The organism is Bacillus infantis (genome assembly GCF_050107595.1).
Classification (GTDB): domain Bacteria; phylum Bacillota; class Bacilli; order Bacillales; family Cytobacillaceae; genus Bacillus_AB; species Bacillus_AB infantis_C.
The window spans coordinates 63,659-81,162 of the sequence record NZ_JBNILH010000007.1 but is presented as its reverse complement, the minus strand read 5'-3'; the positions used below and the strand labels follow the sequence as shown (position 1 = coordinate 81,162).

Here is a 17,504-nt window from a genome sequence, read left to right as displayed (position 1 = left end):
ATCATCTCTAAATCTTATTCTGGAGGAATAGCTGATGAAAAAGATGGATTATCAAAATGTAAAAGGAACTAAAGATTATTTGCCTGAAGAAGAGATTGTAAGACGGAGGATTCAAAGAGAGCTGGAGGATGTATTCATTCAATACGGATGCAAACCGCTGGAGACCCCGATTCTGAACTATACTGAACTTCTCGCTTCTAAGTATGGCGGGGGAGCAGAGATTCTTGAGGAGATGTATACGCTGTCTGACCGCGGGAACAGAGATTTGGCTTTAAGGTATGATTTGACTATCCCCTTTGCAAAAGCAGCTGCTATGAATCCTGGAATACGGCTTCCTTTCAAGCGGTATGAGATCGGCAGAGTTTTCCGCGATGGCCCGATAAAAACAGGGCGTCTCCGCGAGTTCACACAGTGTGATGTTGATATAGCAGGAGCAGATTCCCAGCTTGCTGAAGCCGAGCTGATGGTAATGGCACTGGATGCCTTTCAGAGGATTGGCCTCGATATTACAATTCAATATAATAACCGCAAGCTGCTCTCCGGCTTGCTACAGGAATTTGGCGTGCTGGAAGAGAAGCGCAATGAGGCAATCCTTGTGCTGGATAAGCTGGAAAAAGCAGGCTGGAAGAAGGTTTCTGAAGAACTGGCAGCAAAGGATATCGGGTATGAAACGATTCAAAAAATTGCGGGCTTTATTTCTGACACGAATATTGGAGAGCTTGCCTACTATAAGGAAATCGAGGATAAAAACGTCCTCTTAAAAGAAGGTTTGCAGGAATTGCAGGAGCTGGAAGGTTATCTAACCTATTTGAATTGCGGCGGGAAATCGGTTTTTAATCCTTTTTTAGCAAGAGGCCTGGACATATACACAGGCACGATCTATGAAATATTCCTCACGGACAGATCGCTTGCCTCAAGCATAGGGAGCGGCGGCAGATATGATAACGCAATCGGCGGCTTCATAGGGAGCGGAAAAAAAGTTGCGACTGTTGGAATCTCGTTTGGGTTGGATGCCATTTTTACCGCAGTCAGCCAAAGCCTTTCCTGGACTGAACGGGAAAGTACGGCAGATTATTTTATCATTCCAATCAATACGCCAAAAGAATCCCTTGCTCTTGCACAGTATCTGCGCGAAAAAGGGTGGAGAGTAGAGTTGGAGCTGGGCAGCCGCAAATTAAGCAAGGCTCTTGAAAGGGCTAACAAGGAAAACATCAGGAAAGTGATTCTGCTGGGAGAAGAAGAAGTCTCTAATAACCAGTATAAAGTAAAGGATATGGAAACAGGGGAAGAAGCATTCGAGAAATTTGATTTTTAGAAGTATGGCTGAAAAAAGAAACATGCAAACATTTGCTTTGCATGTTTCTCCAAATTATTTATTAATACCAAAAGCCTGGTCGTCCGAAGCCATAGCCCCATCCGGGACGTCCATAACCCCAGCCGGGCCTGCCATAGCCCCACCCGGGACGTCCGTAGCCAAATCCGTAACCGCCATAGCCCCAGCCAGGGCGGCCAAAACCGAACCCGCCGGTAGCTGCACCAATTGCCAGAAGCGGAAGGAACCTTTCATCATGCTGCTGATATGCATACTCAGGAATTGCCATATAAGGATTCATTTGCATAGCCTCCAGTCTCTTTTTCTCTGTATGCTATGCAGCAGGAGGGCGGTTGCCCCCATTATATGGCGGGGAATTTGAAAAATGGACATTTGCCCAGTAAAAGTTTTTAATACTAAACATGAGAATATCCAAAAGCCTTTGGAGGTGGTAAACTGGTAGAAAAGCTTCTCATATTTAATAGAAAAGGTGATTTGCGAATGACAGAGAGAAAAGAATTGGCAACTTTTGCTGGAGGCTGCTTTTGGTGCATGGTCAAGCCTTTCGATCAATTTGACGGAATTCATAGCATCATTTCCGGCTATACCGGCGGGCATGTTGCTGATCCAACATATGAAGATGTAAAAAAAGGGGACAGCGGCCATTATGAGGTTGTCCAAATCGAATTTGATCCTGAAGTATTTCCATATGAAAACCTGCTTGAACTGTTCTGGCAGCAGATAGATCCTACAGATGAAGGCGGCCAGTTCCATGACCGCGGGGACCAGTACCGGACTGCTGTTTTCTATCACAATGAAACTCAGAGGGACAAAGCAATCGCTGCCCGCAATAAGCTTGCGGAAAGCGGAAAGTTCAGCAAGCCGATTGTCACAAAGGTACTGCCTGCTGAAACCTTCTATCCGGCTGAAGATTATCACCAGGACTATTATAAGAAAAATTCCGCCCATTACAAGGAAGACAGGGAAAAATCAGGGCGTGATGAGTTCATTAAAGAGCATTGGGAAAAGTAAAGCTTAGTAAGGCCCCGCAATCTTGCATGCGGGGCTTTTATTAATGACACTATCTTCTGAGAGGAAGGAGAGGATGGAGAAGATGCAGATTCGCGGGCAATTTTACTGCCATAATTCAAAGAGTAAGCTGCATTTCTTGTCTGATATCAAAGTATTTCAATGAAAAACAGTTTGCATCTTCAAATAAAGAAAACAAATTAGCTAAGCAGGAAATCCTCTATAAAATGCCGAATATTGTCAGTTGATCTGAAATACAAAGGAGCATAATCAATGTATATAGAAACAGAACGGCTGATCATCAGGGATTTTCAGGAGAAGGACTGGCGGGATGTTTATACATATACCTCTGATGCACAAGTCATGGAGTATATGCCGGAAGGTGTTTTCAATGAAGAAGCTGCCATGAAATTTGTGAAGGAAAATATGATTGAAGCAAGAAACTATCCAGTCATTGTTAAAGAAAACAGGCAGCTCGCCGGCCATATCGTTTTTCATCCCTATTTTGGAACTCATACCTATGAAATCGGCTGGGCAATGAACCCTCATTTCCAAAACAGGGGTCTGGCATCTGAAGCAGGTTCTGCTGTTTTGAAGCACGGGTTCGAACAAAAGAATCTCCACAGAATCATTGCTACCTGCCAGCCGGAAAATATCGCATCCTTTAAAGTGATGGAGAAAATCGGGATGAGGAGAGAAGGATTTTTCAAAAAGTGCATTCCGCATGGTGAAGGATGGCGGGATGAATATTATTATGCGATTCTTGGGGAAGAGTGGCATCTTCACCATACTGCTGCAGGAATGGAGAATGACTGAATGTCTATAAGAATCCGATATCCTTTTATTTATTTCTATGCTGAGCCGAATGTTGTTTTTGTCTGCAAAATAAATAGGACAGAATTTCTTGATTCCAATAGTTTCCGTGAACTGGAGAAGCAAACTTATGAGATGGCAGCAGGGGAGGCTTTCTCTGATTTCAATCATGAAAACCATCAGCCTCTGGAAGGCCGCGGTTATCTTATGAGTCTTGAAAACCACTATAAAATGATCAAAATAATCAACAGGGCGATTCAGCAGCATAAAAAAGAAACAGAAACCAGGAGAAGCCACTCATTCACCGCTGTCCATATTGCACCATCAGAATCCGCTGCCGGCAGCATAAGGGTTATGCTGCCTCAGCGGGAGAAAGTAATCAGCCAGATAGAACATCTTGGCATTGGGCCTCTATGGAAACTGGATACTGAAGAGGGGAAAAAACATCGTGCTGACTGGATGTTTGACCATATCAACTACCAGATAGAAGACTTTGAACTGGATCAGAAAATTGACAATATGCTCCTGGAAATAGCTGATATCCCTGAAGAAGTGCCCATCTATATATGGGCAGGCGAAAATGCGGATGAGCAGACAAATCTCCGCTATTTAATGAGTCTGCTAGATGGCAAGAAAAATGACATAATCGTCATTAATTCCACTGGCCAATTCACAGAGATGGGCTTGAAGAATAATGGGCCTGCCCGTTATACAAGCCAAATGGAGCCCGACAATCTGTCGCTTATTTTTAAGAGGGGCAAAGAGAACTCCCCCCTGAGCGAGAAACAGCGTTCAAAGCTCCTGAGTGAGTGGGAAAAACTTACCCGCACTCAATCAGTTTTGCGCAAATGGGAGAACCAATGCATTGTCTCCGTTCAAGAAGACCATCTAGACCCTATTATCATCGAAACAATAAAAGAAATTGAAGCTGATAGTGAAGATGGCTTTGTCAGAGCTGGACACCTAATTGGAGCCATAACAGATAAAGATTTGCCGGACACAGATTTATTTTACCTGGAGTACCGGATCAGAGAACTGATTTACAATGGCAATCTTGAATCAAGGGGAGTCCCAAAATCTATGCGGCATTACCGTGTGAAGCTGCGGGAGTAGAAGCCAACAGCGCTTCCTGGGTGAAATCCAGCAAACTGACCCCATAGGCGGAAGCAGCCGCAAACACGATTGTCCACATGGCAAGGCTGACGGTCATCCAGGCAAGAACCCGGGAACGGGAAGCCCCGAGGGAAAAAGCGGCTATGGCAGCAATATCCGTCCCAACCAATAAAGGAGCAAGAAGGGCGAGGCCCGGGATACCGTATTTTTCCCAAAGCTGCTTTGAACGTATATCTCTTTTTGTGGGGCCGGATGCCCCTTTTTTCTCCCGCCTGCTGTTCCTCCACAGAAAGAACTGCTCAAAAAAGAGAGCAAGCAAGATCAGCAGCAGAAGATTTCCTGCAAATGCCAGGACTCCTGTCCAAAAGGGTGATAATCCCCAAAGTACTCCAAGCGGAACCATAATGGAAATGTCCATCCAGGGTGCAGCTGAGAAAATAAAAATGACGATATACTGCCAGAAAGCACTGGCGGATTCTGCCCATTCAATCATCGTTCTTCTCCTTTCTTCGCTATTGCTCAAATCATTTATTACTATTATAAAAGCAACAGTTTAATATAGGGTAAGATTGTGTTTAATTTTGTTTAAAAAGCAGCTAATCTCCTTCCAGTATATAAATATGGAGAGCTGAAAGTGTGTCTGAGCTAAAATTGAAAGAAACAGCATGCTGTTAAATATCCATACATACATTTTGTAAACAGGAGAGAGGATATGCACAAAATATTGCTTGTGGAAGATGATACAAAAATAGCAGAACTGCTGAAGTCGCATCTCATGAAGTATGGCTATGAAGCTGCCGTATGCACGGAATTCGATGAGGTAGTTAAATGCTTTGAAAGAGAGCAGCCTGCGATGGTCCTGATGGATATCAATCTGCCGAGCTATGACGGTTTTTACTGGACACGCCAGCTCAGGCAATTGACAACCTGCCCGATCATATTCGTTTCAGCCCGTACGGGTGAAATGGACCAAATTATGGCATTAGAGCATGGAGGCGATGATTACATAACCAAGCCATTCCATTATGAGGTCGTCCTGGCTAAAATCAAGAGCCATCTAAGGAGGGCATATGGGGAATATGCATTGAAAATGAAGGAACGGCAGATTGAAGCTGATGGACTTATCCTTTATCCTGAAAGACTCCTGCTTGTTTTCGGAGAAAAGCAGGCTTCGGTCACAAAGAATGAGTGTGCGGTCCTGGAAATTCTGTTGAAAAGATATCCCCGCTTTGCCAGCAGGGAAGCGCTGCTCGAAAAGCTGTGGGATGATCAGGCTTATGTGGATGAAAACACATTGAATGTCAATATGAACAGAGTAAGGAAGAAGCTCAGGGAAATATCTATAACCGGAGCGGTCGAGACCGTCAGGGGAGCAGGCTATCTGCTTCAAAATACCTGGAAAAGGAGCTGATTGGTTTTGAAGCTCTTTTTTAAGGATCATTCAGGGGTCATCTTTCTACATATTGTCATGCTCTTTTCTGTGCTTATCATCTATCGTATGGCAGGATTCCGGGACATAAAGGTAAGCTTATATACTGTTTTTTTTGGGCTTTGCCTGCTCGGCGGTTATCTGGTTTTCCGTTATGCAGGGATGAAGGGATATTATGCACGGCTCACTGATCCGTTTGCGGCTCTCGATGAATCGATTTCTGTGACAGGCTTCTATCCGATGGCAGAAGCACTAGATCAGCTCCTGCGGAATCAATACCAGCTTTATGAGAACAAGCTGGCGCAATGGGAAAAAGATAAAAATGAACATCTTATCTTTATGAATCAGTGGGTGCATCAAATGAAAACCCCCCTGTCTGTCATAGAACTGCTGCTGCAGGATGATGACGAAGTAAGCCGTGAAAGCATCAGGGAAGAGACGGACAGAATTCATAATGGTCTGGAAACAGTACTGTACAATGCAAGGCTAAAATCTTTTGAGCATGATTTCCATGCAGAGCCTGTCAGGCTGAGGGAGCTGGCTGTGAAACTGGTGCAGGAAAATAAGCGCTTGTTCATCCGGAATGAAGTTTATCCTGAAATTGCAGCAGGGGCTGATCTTATTGTCCATTCTGACAAGAAATGGCTCGAGTTTGCAGTCTCCCAGATTCTGATAAATAGCATAAAATATTCAAAAGGTACAAATCAACAGGTGACCATCTCCTTCTGGCAGGAAGGAGAAACTGTCATCCTTGAAGTGAAGGATCGCGGGCATGGAATACCGGCCAGTGATATCGAGCGTGTCTTCCAGCCTTTCTTTACCGGTGAAAACGGGCGCCGTTTCCCGGAATCAACAGGCATGGGACTGTATCTGGTTTCAGAAATCAGCATGAAGCTTCAATTTCAGCTGGAGCTGGAGTCCGAGGAAGAAAAGGGGACTGCTGTCCGCTTTCTGTTCAATGAGCCGAACAGCATCTTACAAAATTGTAAGACTCCTGAAAGGAACATCGATAGCTGAAGCAATCACTCTCCTTTAACATAAAAGCAACAGAAGAAAGAGAGGAGAAGCTATATGAATAATATGCTTCAGATAAAACGGCTGAGCAAAGTTTATGCAGGCAAGGTATCTTACCGGGCGCTGTCAGAACTCAGCCTGGAAATCAGCAAAGGGGAGTTCACCGGAATTATGGGCCCTTCAGGCAGCGGGAAGACTACGCTGCTGAATATGATATCTACGATTGACTCCCCTACTTCGGGCGAAATACTGATAGAAGGAAAAAATCCGAATTTGCTGAAGAAAAATGATTTAGCAAAATTCCGCAGGAGGGAGCTTGGTTTTGTGTTTCAGGATTTTAATCTGCTGGAGACACTGACTGTAAAAGAAAACATTTTGCTCCCCTTAACTTTGGATGGGGTCCGCCTGAAAGTAATGGAAGAGAAAGCAGAAAAGGTGGCCGGCAAGCTTGGCATCGGTCCGATCATGAATAAAAGGACGTATGAAATTTCGGGCGGTCAGGCTCAAAGGGCCGCGATTGCAAGGGCAATCATTCATACGCCGAAGCTGCTGCTTGCGGATGAACCGACCGGGAATCTGGACTCAAAGGCTTCACGCGATGTAATGGAGACAATGTCAGACATAAATAAAGCTGACGGAACGACCATGCTGCTTGTCACGCATGACCCACTGGCTGCCAGTTATTGTGACCGGGTCGTCTTTATCAAGGACGGCAGACTATACAATGAAATCAGGCAGGGAGACAACCGGCAGGCTTTTTTCCAAAAAATCATCGATATGCTTTCAATCCTGGGAGGGAATGCACATGACCTTTCGTCAATTCGCGTTTAAAAATGTGCACCGCAACAAGCGGCTGTATGCTGCTTATCTGCTGAGCAGCGCCTTTTCTGTAATGGTTTTTTTCGTGTATGCAGTCTTTGCCTTTCATCCCGGCTTGAAAACAGAAGGCATTGGCAGCCATGTCTCGGTTGGGCTGCATTTCGCGGAAGGCGTCATTTATGTGTTTTCCTTCTTTTTTGTCTTATTCAGCATGAGCGCTTTCCTGAAATCAAGAAAAAAGGAGCTGGGATTGCTGGTTATGCATGGGATGACAAGCATGCAGCTCAGAAAAATGATCTTTCTGGAAAATATCATGATCGGCCTGTTCTCGATTTTAATAGGAATCGGTACTGGCCTTGTCCTTGCGAAGGCCATCCTGCTTGCAGCAGAAAATGTTCTTGGGCTAAAAGAGGCTTTGCCGTTTTATATGCCCTTTGAAGCACTGGGCCTGACTGCAGGTGCATTCGTTCTGCTGTTTGTCTTTATCTCGATTTTCACTGTTTCCATATTCAGAGGGAATCAGCTGGCAGCGTTCATTAAAGGAAGTGCTGCTCCAAAGCCTGAGCCCAGAGCCTCACGCCTGCTTGCCCTGCTGTCTGCAGTCCTTCTCGGGACGGGATATTTTACAGCTCTTAAGGTAGAGGGTGTCTATGTGAGCGTTGCATTGGTGCCGGTCAGCACTGTTGTTATTATCGGCACCTATTTTCTCTTTACACAGCTAAGCGTGTATATCATCGGCAGATTGAAGAAGAAGCATTCTTTCCTCTTCAAAAGAACGAATCTGCTTCTTTTCTCTGATCTGGCCTACCGGATGAAGGATAATGCCAGAACCTTCTTCATTGTTTCCATCGTATCAACTGTGGCATTCTCAGCTATTGGCTCGCTGGTCGGTTTCAGGACAGTCATGACCAAGGCGGTTCAAGAGGAGAATCCGTTTGCTTTTGATTACAGCAGCTATGCGGGAAATAAGGAAGAAGCAGCTCAAGTCGGTCTAATCCGGACAAAGCTGAAGGAAGAGGAGATCTCCTACCGTGAATTTAAGGCGGTCGGGCTTTACCAGACAGTCGGCGACAGAACGGCGATGTTTGTCAAAAGCTCTGAATATAATCCGATAGCCAGAGCGGCAGGCGGCAATGCAGTAGACCCTGTGCGGGACGAAGCAATAAAAATAGTGCCTAGGAAAACACCTGCTGAAAAAGGAAAACTAACAAACCTAACCCTTGTAGAAAGCGGGGAATCTATTTCTGCTGCAGGAAATACCCAATCGTATGCATTTCCTGTTTATGAGAGCTTTTATGTTGTTTCAGACAATAAGTTTGCTGCTCTGCAGGATTCTGCCAACGAACGGCATTTTTATATGTTTGATGTGAAAGATTGGAAGAGTACCTCAGATATTGGGGAAGAACTGGCCGAAGAGCTTCCGATCAGCAGACTGGGAAAGGAATACAGCTTTTTCCCGCTTGCTCATGAATTGGATAAGATCGTCCAATGGTATGGCGCCATCCTATTTGTCGGCCTATTTATCGGCGCTGTGTTTTTTGTAGCGGCCGGGAGCTTCCTTTACTTCAGGCTCTTTAGCGATCTTGATGAAGATAAGAAGAAATTTTCCCGCATTGCAAAAATTGGGCTGACGGATGCTGAACTGTCAAAAGTGGTTTCAGTGCAGATTGGACTCCTGTTTTTTGTACCGGTATGTGTTGCCGCTGTCCATGGTGCTGTCGCCCTTACCAGCTTGCAGAATATGTTCGGCACCTCGCTCATCAAGGAATCTGCTCTTGTGCTGGGAAGCTTTTTACTGATTCAGCTAGTCTACTATGCTTTCATCCGTTCGGCATATTTAAGAAATATTAAGGGAGCCCTCCGTTAAAAGGAAGCAGGATCTGGATGAGATCCTGCTTTGTTTCGTCTGCTGCGAAATTGATTAGTTGACGGAGGGTGCCTGTCTGCCTTTAGAATGCATAGGTGAACATAGAGTTTATGAAAACAAGGGGAGATGCTGATATGAACCGCTATACCTATATATTGCTGGTCCTTTTGACTACTTCCCTTATGGGTTCGTCCTTCGCTATCGGGAAGATCGGGCTCGATTATATCTCTCCCCTTATGCTGACAGGTCTGCGCTTTACCATTGCCGGGGTGCTGATGGCAGCCATTGTTCACCGGTTCCCGCGTCCTGGCACAATGACAGATTGGCTGAAAGTGTTCTCAATCGGCCTATTTCAGACAGCAGGGGTGATGGGCTGTATTTTTCTCAGCTTAAGAACCATCACCGCGGGCGAATCGTCCATTCTTACCTTCAGTAATCCGTTGATTGTAGTAGTTCTTGGTACGCTCCTCTTCGGCCTAAAGTATACAAAGATCCAATGGATTGGCGTCATTGCTGGATTTCTTGGTGTAATACTGACACTTGGCTTTCAATTCCAGCTGGAATCAGGCACTCTCCTTGGTCTCGGGGCAGCTTTTTCATGGGCAATCGCTACATTGCTTATTAAAAGGTGGGGAGGGCAATTCAATACCTGGGTTTTGACTGCTTATCAGCTTCTATTCGGAGGAATCGTCCTGCTGCTTATGAGCTTGACGGTGGAAAAGATTGAACTGCACATCACGCCGTTTTCGGTCTTTATTGTCTTATGGCTCGCTGTAATGGCGTCCATTGTCCAATTCGCTGTCTGGTTTTATTTATTAAGCAAAGGAGATCCGGGGAAAACGAGTGCCTTCCTTTTCCTTGCCCCATTCTTTGGCGTGCTGTCTGGATGGCTTCTTCTGGGGGAAGCTGTGCATTGGTATGTGTATGCAGGTGGAGCACTTATTTTTCTCGGAATTTTTCTTGTCAACTGGACATTTAAAAAGAGCAGCGCCTAATAAAGAGAGCCGCACCTCAGAAGGGCGGCTCTTCGCTATTCTCGGCGGATTACTCTTTGCTGCCGCCGTTTTCTTCCCAATAGATGTCTGCAAATGCTTCAGACAAAGCATCAACTGTCCTGTGAAGCTCCTCCAGATTATTATCGACTCCGCCAAGCTCAATCAGAATAGCTCTGTTTGAGATATCCTGGTTATATACCCCGTTTCCTTCAAGCTTTGTCTTCAAGAATACCCCGCGGCTGAGGCCTGGATATTTTTCCTCAACCTTTGCATTCAGTTTTTTTGTATATTCCAGATTGGCCTGGTAATTTTTATTTTCCTTGCCGACGATGAAATACAGACGTGCATAGGTTTTGCCGTTGATCGTCGCAGTCGTTTTATCCTTCCTGGCAGAATCGCGGTGGATGTCTATGAAATATTTCAAATTTGGATTTGCTTCTGCAGAAGCGTGGACAACTTCATTGGATACTTTATAGGAAGAAGAGTACGTCCACTCTCTCTTGAGCAATTCCTTATTAATATTGGTTTTGTCCTGGGACGCCCCAATCCCTTTTTGCAGCAGTGCATCAGAAAGCCTGCTGCCCAGGCCGACCACATTGGCCCGTTCATCTGAAGTTACGGCTTTATTGGCGTCTTTAGTGTTTTTAAGCAGCGGGAGGAAAGCCTCCATATTATGTGAATGATAAATCAGCACATCCGTTTTTTCGGGCTTTTTGGCCGGTTGTGCAGGCTTGTCCGCCACAGGCTGCTGCAGTTTGTCTTCTGCAACTTCACGCTCATTCATGAGCACTTCTGCGGGAGGTGCTGATTCGAATGGAAGTGTGGAAAGATCGGTTCCTTCACCGGCAACCACAATTTCTGTATCAAAATACACTAGGCCGGGAAGCTCTGTTCCGAGGAAGGTACGGGCATCCGTAGGCTTAACATTTGTGGCAAGGGAAAATAAAGCATCTGTCACATTTTCAAAGGTAAAAGGGTCGCTGTCAGGAGCGAAGGAATGATTGGCCGAGCTGATAAAATAAGTCAGAAGTTCATTGATTTCAATATTTCTCATAACACGTTCCAGTGACTTTGAGCTGAATTGAGTGTAGATAATGATAGAAAAGAGGAAAACGGCGGCAGCGATTAGTAGATAGATGAGATCTTTGTAATGTTTTACGTTTACTGTTACAACTTTTATCATGAAATTCACCTCAATTCACCATATGCTCATTTTTACAAGAGTATGCGATATGAGAGGACAATGATTTGTAAAGTTCCTGCTGGGAGATGTATTTGCAAAATAGGGATGGCTTTATCAGAAAGGCACTGAATAACCTGCCGCCAAACGGGGGATTTTATAAGAAAAAGAGGCAGAAGCCTGCTGATTGAAAAGTAGGGAAAAGAGATGGCCGGACTTATTATTTCAATTATCATTTTTAATATTGCAGCTGTTAAGTTCGGCAAAGCACTGTCTGGCAATCAGAAGCTGCATATATGGACATTTACGATTGCATTTCAGCAGGCCTTTGATGTCATCATAGAATTTAAGCTGCATGGATACTGGTATTTCAGCATAGAACCGGATTTTGGCGGACTGCTCGCACACATGCTGCTGCTACCTCCAGTAAATATTCTCTTTCTTAGTCGATACCCTTTACATTCCTACTTGCGGAAAAGAATCTTATATATCATCCTCTGGGTTATAGCCATTCTTCTTTACGAATATGCCACTTTGCTTCCGGAGCCTTGGGGATATTTCCATTATGGATGGTGGAGGCTTTGGCATGCAGCAATCGTAGACCCAATCCTTTTCTTCTTGTTGATCCAGTATTATAAATGGATACGAAAATTGGAAGATGCATTATAGAATGAGCCATAATGGGTTGCAAAAATGAAGAGACAAAGATTGCTGCTGTATGTATGGGGCGCTGCTCATTTTTATACGGTTTTAAATACGTTAAGCCCCACTCTTAAAGAGCGGGGCTTGCTGACAGCTAACCATTTTTGCGCTGATGGTCAACCCACCAATCTATATGATTCAAATCAAAAACGATGATGCTGCCAAAAGGTCTTTGATGGGGGAGCTTCCGTTTTTGAATGAGATCCAGAATGGCCTCCTCAGTCAGCGGATAGTCTTTCATATCCAGATAAGCTATCAGATCTTTTATGCTGTAAGCCTTCCTCAAATATTAATCACCTCCCGCCAATCCTCCTTTATAGAAAGGAAGTCTGGCGAAAAGCACTTAATGGTGGAAAAGCTTAACATACTTTTCCCCGGCTTTTTTGCCTTTAATCGCATCTTGGGATAAAAACTTCAAATTTTAATGAATGCCTCACTAACTGAAATATTTGCCATAAAGCCGAAAAATCTGCAGGAATGGAGAATGGTTTTATTTTCAGAAAATTTGTTATAATTGTAGAACGAAATATTTTTATGGGAGTGATTTTTGGGTGGCAATCGCATTAGAAAGAGAATATGCAGAATTTTTCAGGAGCAATTCAAGCTTCTTTCAGGAAAAGCTCCTGAATGAAGCAGTGAATGTACGCGAAAAAATAGAGGAAATTCTCTTGATCGGAAATATTGATCTCCTAAACAATGCCCATGCTCTTGTCTTGCACGTACTAAAGGAAGAGAGGGAAGAGGTAAAAGAATTTGCAAAAAAGGAAGGAGCCTCTTGGGCTAAGCATAATTTGACTCTTTCATTTAAGCTGGAGTGGGTACAGGCGATTAGAAGGACCATCTGGTATTTACTCGAAAAGTTTAATGATGAGAGTGAAGAAAAGAAAAGGAATGAAGAATTTTACGAACTGGAGCGGCTTATAAATGATCAGGTCGATCAGTTTTTGAATGCTTTCTTTTTAAGCTACTCAGATTATAAGGACGAATTGCTCAAGGCCCAGAAAGCAATCGTGGAGGATTTGTCTGTTCCCATCATCCCCATCAGCCCAAGTGTATGTGTGCTGCCATTGATTGGGCAGATTGATTCCTCTAGATCCCATACTATCGGGGAAAAAGCGCTTGAAGAAATTGCCCGGATCAGCATTGAAACGCTTGTGATCGATCTTTCCGGCATTGCCTATATGGAAACAGATGTCATACACCATATCATGAGGATCATCGACGGAGCGAATATGATGGGCTGCCAATGTGTGATAACCGGCCTTCGTCCGGCCCTTGTCCAAAAAATCACTTCACTTGGCCTTTCATTTGAGAGCAAAGCAGTTACGAAGGCAACCCTTCAGCAGGCACTGGAAGATTTCTTAAATTGATTCAAGGTCTGAAGATGGTTCCTAAAAAAAAACAGCTTTTTAAATTAGTTTTAAATGAAAAAATGGGTTTGTCCCTCTGAAACAGTTATTCATTGCCCCCGTCTAATATGGAGTATAGAAAAATTACATCAAGATTGTCAGAAGGGGGTTTTAAAAGTGAAAAAAGTAAAAAAACTGGCTGCAGCAGGACTGATGGCATTAGGAATCATTACATTCAGCCAGGGCCATGCAGCAGCCGAGGAGTTTTACCAGATAAAGAAAGGGGACACTCTTTACAGCATTGCCAGGAAATACGGCAGTACAGTCGGGCAGCTCAAGCATATCAATCAATTAAAGAGCGATAGGATCTATGCGGGCAGCAAACTGGAGGTCCCAGGAACGATTACGGTAAAAAAGGGAGACACACTCTGGGGGATCGGCCAAAAATACGCTCTCAGCATCGCTGAACTTAAAAAAATTAACGGGCTGAAGAGCGACCTGATTCTAAAAGGGCAGAAGCTGTCAGTCAATAAGGGGATTGTTGCTTCATATGATGCTGATAAGGTGAAGTTGTCCGTTTCCGTCAAGAAAGACTATACATTCCATGCAGAAGAGCCGCGCCGCTTCCTTTTGGAATATGGGAAGAATGCCCGGTATTTTGCCAGGGTGGAAGTTCTTGACGGCAAATCAGTAATGGATGAAGTCAAGAAAAATTCTCTGGATTATCTCAGGACGATTGGCAAGCCACAAGAGATGAAATCTGTCCAGGTTCCATTTTATAGAGATAGCATGATGGTTCTGCACGCACATAACAAAACTGATCAGGCAAACATGATTGTCAAAAAAGTAGACGATAAGCTGCTTCGATTCACAATCCATTATGTGAACCAGGAGGAATCAGAAGAGGTTTATGAGACGATGATCTCGATTCTAGGAAGCATGATAGCAAACTGAAAATGAAGGAGTGAGGGGATCCTGCGGTCCCCTCACTTGCCATTCACAATGCTTATTTCCAGACCTCTTCTGCAATGCGGACAACATGCCTGAGTTTTTCCCATTGCTGCTGTTCTGTCAGGATATTGCCTTCCTCAGTGGAAGCAAAGCCGCATTGAGGGCTTAAGCATAATTGGTTTAGTCCTGTATATTTAGATGCTTCCTCGATTCTGCGCTTGATCCTGTCAGCATTCTCCAACTCGCCGTGCTTAGATGTAATGAGCCCGAGGACAACCTGCAGATCGGGACGTTTGACATAGCGCAGGGGCTCGAAGCCTCCTGAACGCTTATCATCGTATTCCAGGAAAAGTCCGTCAATATTCAGGCCGTCAAAGATTGTTTCTGATACTGCATCATAGCCTCCTTCGGCAGTCCAGGTTGAACGGAAGTTGCCCCGGCATATGTGCATCGTGATGGTCATGTCCTCCGGTTTTTTGGCCACAGCTTCATTGACTGCTTTGGCAAATAGCTTTCTCAGCCTGACGGGATCCTGGCCCTTAGCCCTGATGGAACGAAGGCCAGCCTCTGAAAAGAATGCAGCCCATGAAGTGTCATCAAGCTGAAGGTAGCGGCATCCGGCATCATAAAAGGACTGTATGGCTTTCTGATAGGCGCGGGACAGGTCAAAAAGCAGCTGCTCTTGGTCTTCATAAAGGGAGAATTCATTTTTTCCCCGGAAGAAGAGCATGTTGGGGCTCGGAATGGTCATTTTCGCTTTGCTTCCGGCTAAACTGTGTAAATATTTATAGTCGGCGAGCATCGGATGATCGAGAAAATCGATTGCGCCGGTGATTCTGACACCATGTGCCTTTGTTGTTGTGCCGTGGAATTGAATGCCTGATTCCGGTTCATAGCCCTCAACACCTTTAAGCCCCTCAAGGAAATCGAAATGCCACCAGGCACGGCGGAATTCTCCGTCCGTAATGGACTGTAAGCCTATTTCTTTCTGTTTCTCAACGATTCTGGCAATCTCCCTGTCCTCAATCTCCCTAAGCCCAGAAAAGGACATAATCCCTTCTTGTTCCTTTCTGCGTGCTTCCTTCACTTCCGCTGGACGCAGCAGGCTTCCAACATGATCCGCTTTGAATGGTCCTATTGATCTTTTGGCTGCTGGCTTTAAATCCTGAATGTTAGTCATATTCTTACCTGCTTTCCTTTAGTGTTTTTCATATAGATCAGCTGAAGCCAGGAGCAATAACACAAAATAAGAGCCTTCTGCGAGAGAAGGCCCTGTATCGGTAAATTCCTCTCATCTTCCAGGCAAAATGCCTGCTGGAGTTAGCACCGGACCTTTACAGGCTGGTTGCTGAGGCGTCGCAGGGCCAGTCCCTCAACCTCTCTGGATAAGCTGAAACAATATGTAATTTTCTAATACTCTATATGAAAGAAGAGGGAAATGCAAGGAAGAAAATAGAGAGCTTGTGCAAGCTCTCTATCTGTACATGTTTATAGGGTGTTGTGCTTTATTTTGAAAACAGCTTCAGCAGCGGATGCTTATTTTTGTCTTTCACCTTGATTTCCTCCATCACTATCCGATCCTGATGCTCAGAAATCCATTCTTCCATTTCTTTTTTATCTTTGCATTGTGTGTAGTAGGTTTCTCCGCCTTTTCCAACTGCATTAATGACATATCGGCAAGTGTTTCCCATAAATCCTCCCGTTGCTGTGGTGTTTAAAAGGTATTATGCATGCATTCCATCATCGTTTCTTCTACTCTCTGATACTCTTGTTTTTACAAAATCAGAGGAGGCGAAACCCAAATTTCAAGTCATGATTTCCAATAATAAATCCTGTTCTGCCTTATCTTACTCACGAACTTAATGGCTGTCAACGGAAAATAAAAAAGAATTAAAAAAAGAAATAAACTGGTTGAAAACATGATGATGTCTTTGTAGAATAGAGGATTCACTCATTTTTTTTCCTATTGCTGAAGGCCTGATATAAAAAGGTCTGTGCAGAAATTTGCTTATGCGGAAAGTTGGCAGTAAAATTATTTCAACACCTAAAAAATGAATCGGCTCAATCTCATATTTGAGAACGGAGGAACCAATTATCAGGGGCTAATTCTGCAGTATACAGGAGGGATGATAACGATCTTTCGCCATCCTGCCCGTCAGCTACCTTCGTCGCCTAAAGCGAGTGAGGTCACAGGAGACCGCCTAATCAGCAGCCCCCCTGCTTTCGAATCTGCAGAAGCTGCCCGCAGCCAGGACAGGTTTTTTTGTGCTGTATATATTCTGCGCACGTTTTAGGGCTGGTGTTTGAAGGGAAAGAAAGGTAATGTGACTGTTTATGCATTTCCATTGCAGGAGACAGTTTTTTGCCAAGAAACCGGAGTGAACAATTAAGCAGGAAAAATGCTGCAGGTGTTCAGTGATATTAAGAAGGAGAATCAGCTGTAATGAATATCGCGTTTTTTTTATTGCCTAAAAATGAACTGGTTTTTGTCTACGAGCATTGGACAATGAGACAAGCCATGGAAAAAATGGAGTATCACCGTTATACAACCTTCCCGATATTGAATAAAGAAGGGAAATATGTAGGTTCTCTGTCAGAAGGGGATTTGTTATGGAAGCTCAAAAGCATGGGCAGGGTAGATTTTAATGAGATCCAGGAAGTGATGCTGAAAGATGTGCCGCTTCACAGATCATATGAGCCGGTGCTAGTGAGCAGTGAGATGGAAGAAATCATTAATTCATCACTAAATCAGAATTTTGTCCCTGTTACTGATGACAGCGGCGTCTTCATAGGGTTGATCCGCAGAAGGGAAATTATCGATTATCTGGCAGGCAGCTATAAAGAAAGAAACTTGTCAGTTCCTGGGGAGCAGAGCAAGACAACATAAGGAAGGCTGAGCAGCCACTTTTATACAGAAAAAAAAGTCCATAC

18 protein-coding genes, 1 pseudogene and 2 riboswitches are annotated in these 17,504 nt (G+C 44.3%); of the genes and pseudogenes, 13 read left to right on the top strand and 6 right to left on the bottom strand.

Annotated features, from left to right (window positions below; all coding sequences use genetic code 11):
• Positions 1 to 34: 34 nt before the first annotated feature.
• Complete coding sequence (locus tag ACQCVH_RS15495; RefSeq protein ID WP_426836554.1) at positions 35 to 1,315, top strand: histidine--tRNA ligase; 1,281 nt, start codon at positions 35 to 37, stop codon at positions 1,313 to 1,315.
• Positions 1,316 to 1,382: 67 nt separating this feature from the next.
• Here the strand turns inward: ACQCVH_RS15495 and ACQCVH_RS15490 are convergent.
• A pseudogene (locus ACQCVH_RS15490) lies at positions 1,383 to 1,547 on the bottom strand (hypothetical protein); the annotation flags it as partial.
• A 266-nt stretch (positions 1,548 to 1,813) separates the two neighbouring features.
• Between ACQCVH_RS15490 and msrA the strand changes: the two are divergent.
• The 3 genes from msrA (at position 1,814) to ACQCVH_RS15475 (ending at position 4,267) form a co-directional block, all read left to right on the top strand.
• On the top strand, positions 1,814 to 2,344 hold the full coding sequence (msrA, locus tag ACQCVH_RS15485; RefSeq protein WP_426836553.1) for a peptide-methionine (S)-S-oxide reductase MsrA: 531 nt from the start codon (positions 1,814 to 1,816) through the stop codon (positions 2,342 to 2,344).
• Between the two features lie 270 nt (positions 2,345 to 2,614).
• Positions 2,615 to 3,157: a GNAT family N-acetyltransferase gene (locus ACQCVH_RS15480; protein WP_426836552.1), complete on the top strand. Its 543-nt coding sequence runs from the start codon at positions 2,615 to 2,617 to the stop codon at positions 3,155 to 3,157.
• On the top strand, positions 3,158 to 4,267 hold the full coding sequence (locus ACQCVH_RS15475) for a DUF1835 domain-containing protein (protein ID WP_426836551.1): 1,110 nt from the start codon (positions 3,158 to 3,160) through the stop codon (positions 4,265 to 4,267).
• Here ACQCVH_RS15475 and ACQCVH_RS15470 read toward each other — a convergent pair.
• On the bottom strand, positions 4,233 to 4,760 hold the full coding sequence (locus ACQCVH_RS15470) for a small multi-drug export protein (RefSeq protein WP_426836550.1): 528 nt from the start codon (positions 4,758 to 4,760) through the stop codon (positions 4,233 to 4,235). The genes ACQCVH_RS15475 and ACQCVH_RS15470 overlap by 35 nt on opposite strands.
• Before the next feature lie 219 nt (positions 4,761 to 4,979).
• On the opposite strand from ACQCVH_RS15470, the gene ACQCVH_RS15465 reads away from it, so the two are divergent.
• The 5 genes from ACQCVH_RS15465 to ACQCVH_RS15445 all read left to right on the top strand — a co-directional run bounded on the left by ACQCVH_RS15465 (position 4,980) and on the right by ACQCVH_RS15445 (position 10,391).
• Complete coding sequence (locus ACQCVH_RS15465) at positions 4,980 to 5,678, top strand: response regulator transcription factor (protein ID WP_426836549.1); 699 nt, start codon at positions 4,980 to 4,982, stop codon at positions 5,676 to 5,678.
• Positions 5,679 to 5,684: 6 nt separating this feature from the next.
• Entirely contained in the window at positions 5,685 to 6,713 is a 1,029-nt protein-coding gene (locus ACQCVH_RS15460; protein WP_426836548.1) for a sensor histidine kinase, read from the top strand.
• A 63-nt stretch (positions 6,714 to 6,776) separates the two neighbouring features.
• On the top strand, positions 6,777 to 7,541 hold the full coding sequence (locus ACQCVH_RS15455; protein ID WP_426836769.1) for an ABC transporter ATP-binding protein: 765 nt from the start codon (positions 6,777 to 6,779) through the stop codon (positions 7,539 to 7,541).
• The gene (locus ACQCVH_RS15450) at positions 7,516 to 9,396 is read left to right on the top strand and encodes an FtsX-like permease family protein (RefSeq protein ID WP_426836547.1); all 1,881 of its coding nucleotides are present in this window, start codon (positions 7,516 to 7,518) and stop codon (positions 9,394 to 9,396) included. Before ACQCVH_RS15455 ends, ACQCVH_RS15450 begins: the two co-directional genes overlap by 26 nt.
• A 134-nt stretch (positions 9,397 to 9,530) precedes the next feature.
• Complete coding sequence (locus tag ACQCVH_RS15445; protein ID WP_426836768.1) at positions 9,531 to 10,391, top strand: DMT family transporter; 861 nt, start codon at positions 9,531 to 9,533, stop codon at positions 10,389 to 10,391.
• 49 nt (positions 10,392 to 10,440) lie between these two features.
• On the opposite strand, the gene spoIIP is transcribed toward ACQCVH_RS15445, so the two are convergent.
• A complete protein-coding gene (gene spoIIP, locus ACQCVH_RS15440) occupies positions 10,441 to 11,574 on the bottom strand; it encodes a stage II sporulation protein P (RefSeq protein WP_426836546.1) in 1,134 nt (377 codons plus the stop codon).
• A 204-nt stretch (positions 11,575 to 11,778) separates the two neighbouring features.
• On the opposite strand from spoIIP, the gene ACQCVH_RS15435 reads away from it, so the two are divergent.
• Positions 11,779 to 12,240 carry a hypothetical protein gene (locus ACQCVH_RS15435; protein WP_426836545.1) on the top strand — a complete coding sequence of 154 codons (462 nt, stop codon included), beginning with the start codon at positions 11,779 to 11,781 and terminating at the stop codon, positions 12,238 to 12,240.
• Between the two features lie 127 nt (positions 12,241 to 12,367).
• Here the strand turns inward: ACQCVH_RS15435 and ACQCVH_RS15430 are convergent, their stop codons facing one another.
• Positions 12,368 to 12,559, bottom strand: a complete 192-nt coding sequence (locus ACQCVH_RS15430; RefSeq protein ID WP_426836544.1) for a hypothetical protein — start codon at positions 12,557 to 12,559, stop codon at positions 12,368 to 12,370.
• A 265-nt stretch (positions 12,560 to 12,824) separates the two neighbouring features.
• Between ACQCVH_RS15430 and ACQCVH_RS15425 the strand changes: the two genes are divergently transcribed.
• Positions 12,825 to 13,643 carry an STAS domain-containing protein gene (locus ACQCVH_RS15425; RefSeq protein WP_426836543.1) on the top strand — a complete coding sequence of 273 codons (819 nt, stop codon included), beginning with the start codon at positions 12,825 to 12,827 and terminating at the stop codon, positions 13,641 to 13,643.
• A gap of 156 nt (positions 13,644 to 13,799) precedes the next feature.
• Positions 13,800 to 14,576, top strand: a complete 777-nt coding sequence (locus ACQCVH_RS15420; protein WP_426836542.1) for a LysM peptidoglycan-binding domain-containing protein — start codon at positions 13,800 to 13,802, stop codon at positions 14,574 to 14,576.
• A gap of 52 nt (positions 14,577 to 14,628) precedes the next feature.
• Here ACQCVH_RS15420 and ACQCVH_RS15415 read toward each other — a convergent pair whose 3' ends face one another.
• Together ACQCVH_RS15415 and ACQCVH_RS15410 are read right to left on the bottom strand one after the other, a co-directional pair.
• Positions 14,629 to 15,753, bottom strand: a complete 1,125-nt coding sequence (locus ACQCVH_RS15415) for a 5-methyltetrahydropteroyltriglutamate--homocysteine S-methyltransferase (protein WP_426836541.1) — start codon at positions 15,751 to 15,753, stop codon at positions 14,629 to 14,631.
• 108 nt (positions 15,754 to 15,861) lie between these two features.
• Positions 15,862 to 15,965, bottom strand: a riboswitch (SAM riboswitch).
• Between the two features lie 113 nt (positions 15,966 to 16,078).
• Positions 16,079 to 16,264, bottom strand: a complete 186-nt coding sequence (locus ACQCVH_RS15410) for a hypothetical protein (RefSeq protein WP_035402415.1) — start codon at positions 16,262 to 16,264, stop codon at positions 16,079 to 16,081.
• A gap of 357 nt (positions 16,265 to 16,621) precedes the next feature.
• Positions 16,622 to 16,762, top strand: a riboswitch (cyclic di-AMP (ydaO/yuaA leader).
• Between the two features lie 254 nt (positions 16,763 to 17,016).
• Between ACQCVH_RS15410 and ACQCVH_RS15405 the strand changes: the two genes are divergently transcribed.
• A complete protein-coding gene (locus ACQCVH_RS15405; protein WP_426836540.1) occupies positions 17,017 to 17,460 on the top strand; it encodes a CBS domain-containing protein in 444 nt (147 codons plus the stop codon).
• Positions 17,461 to 17,504: the final 44 nt, after the last annotated feature.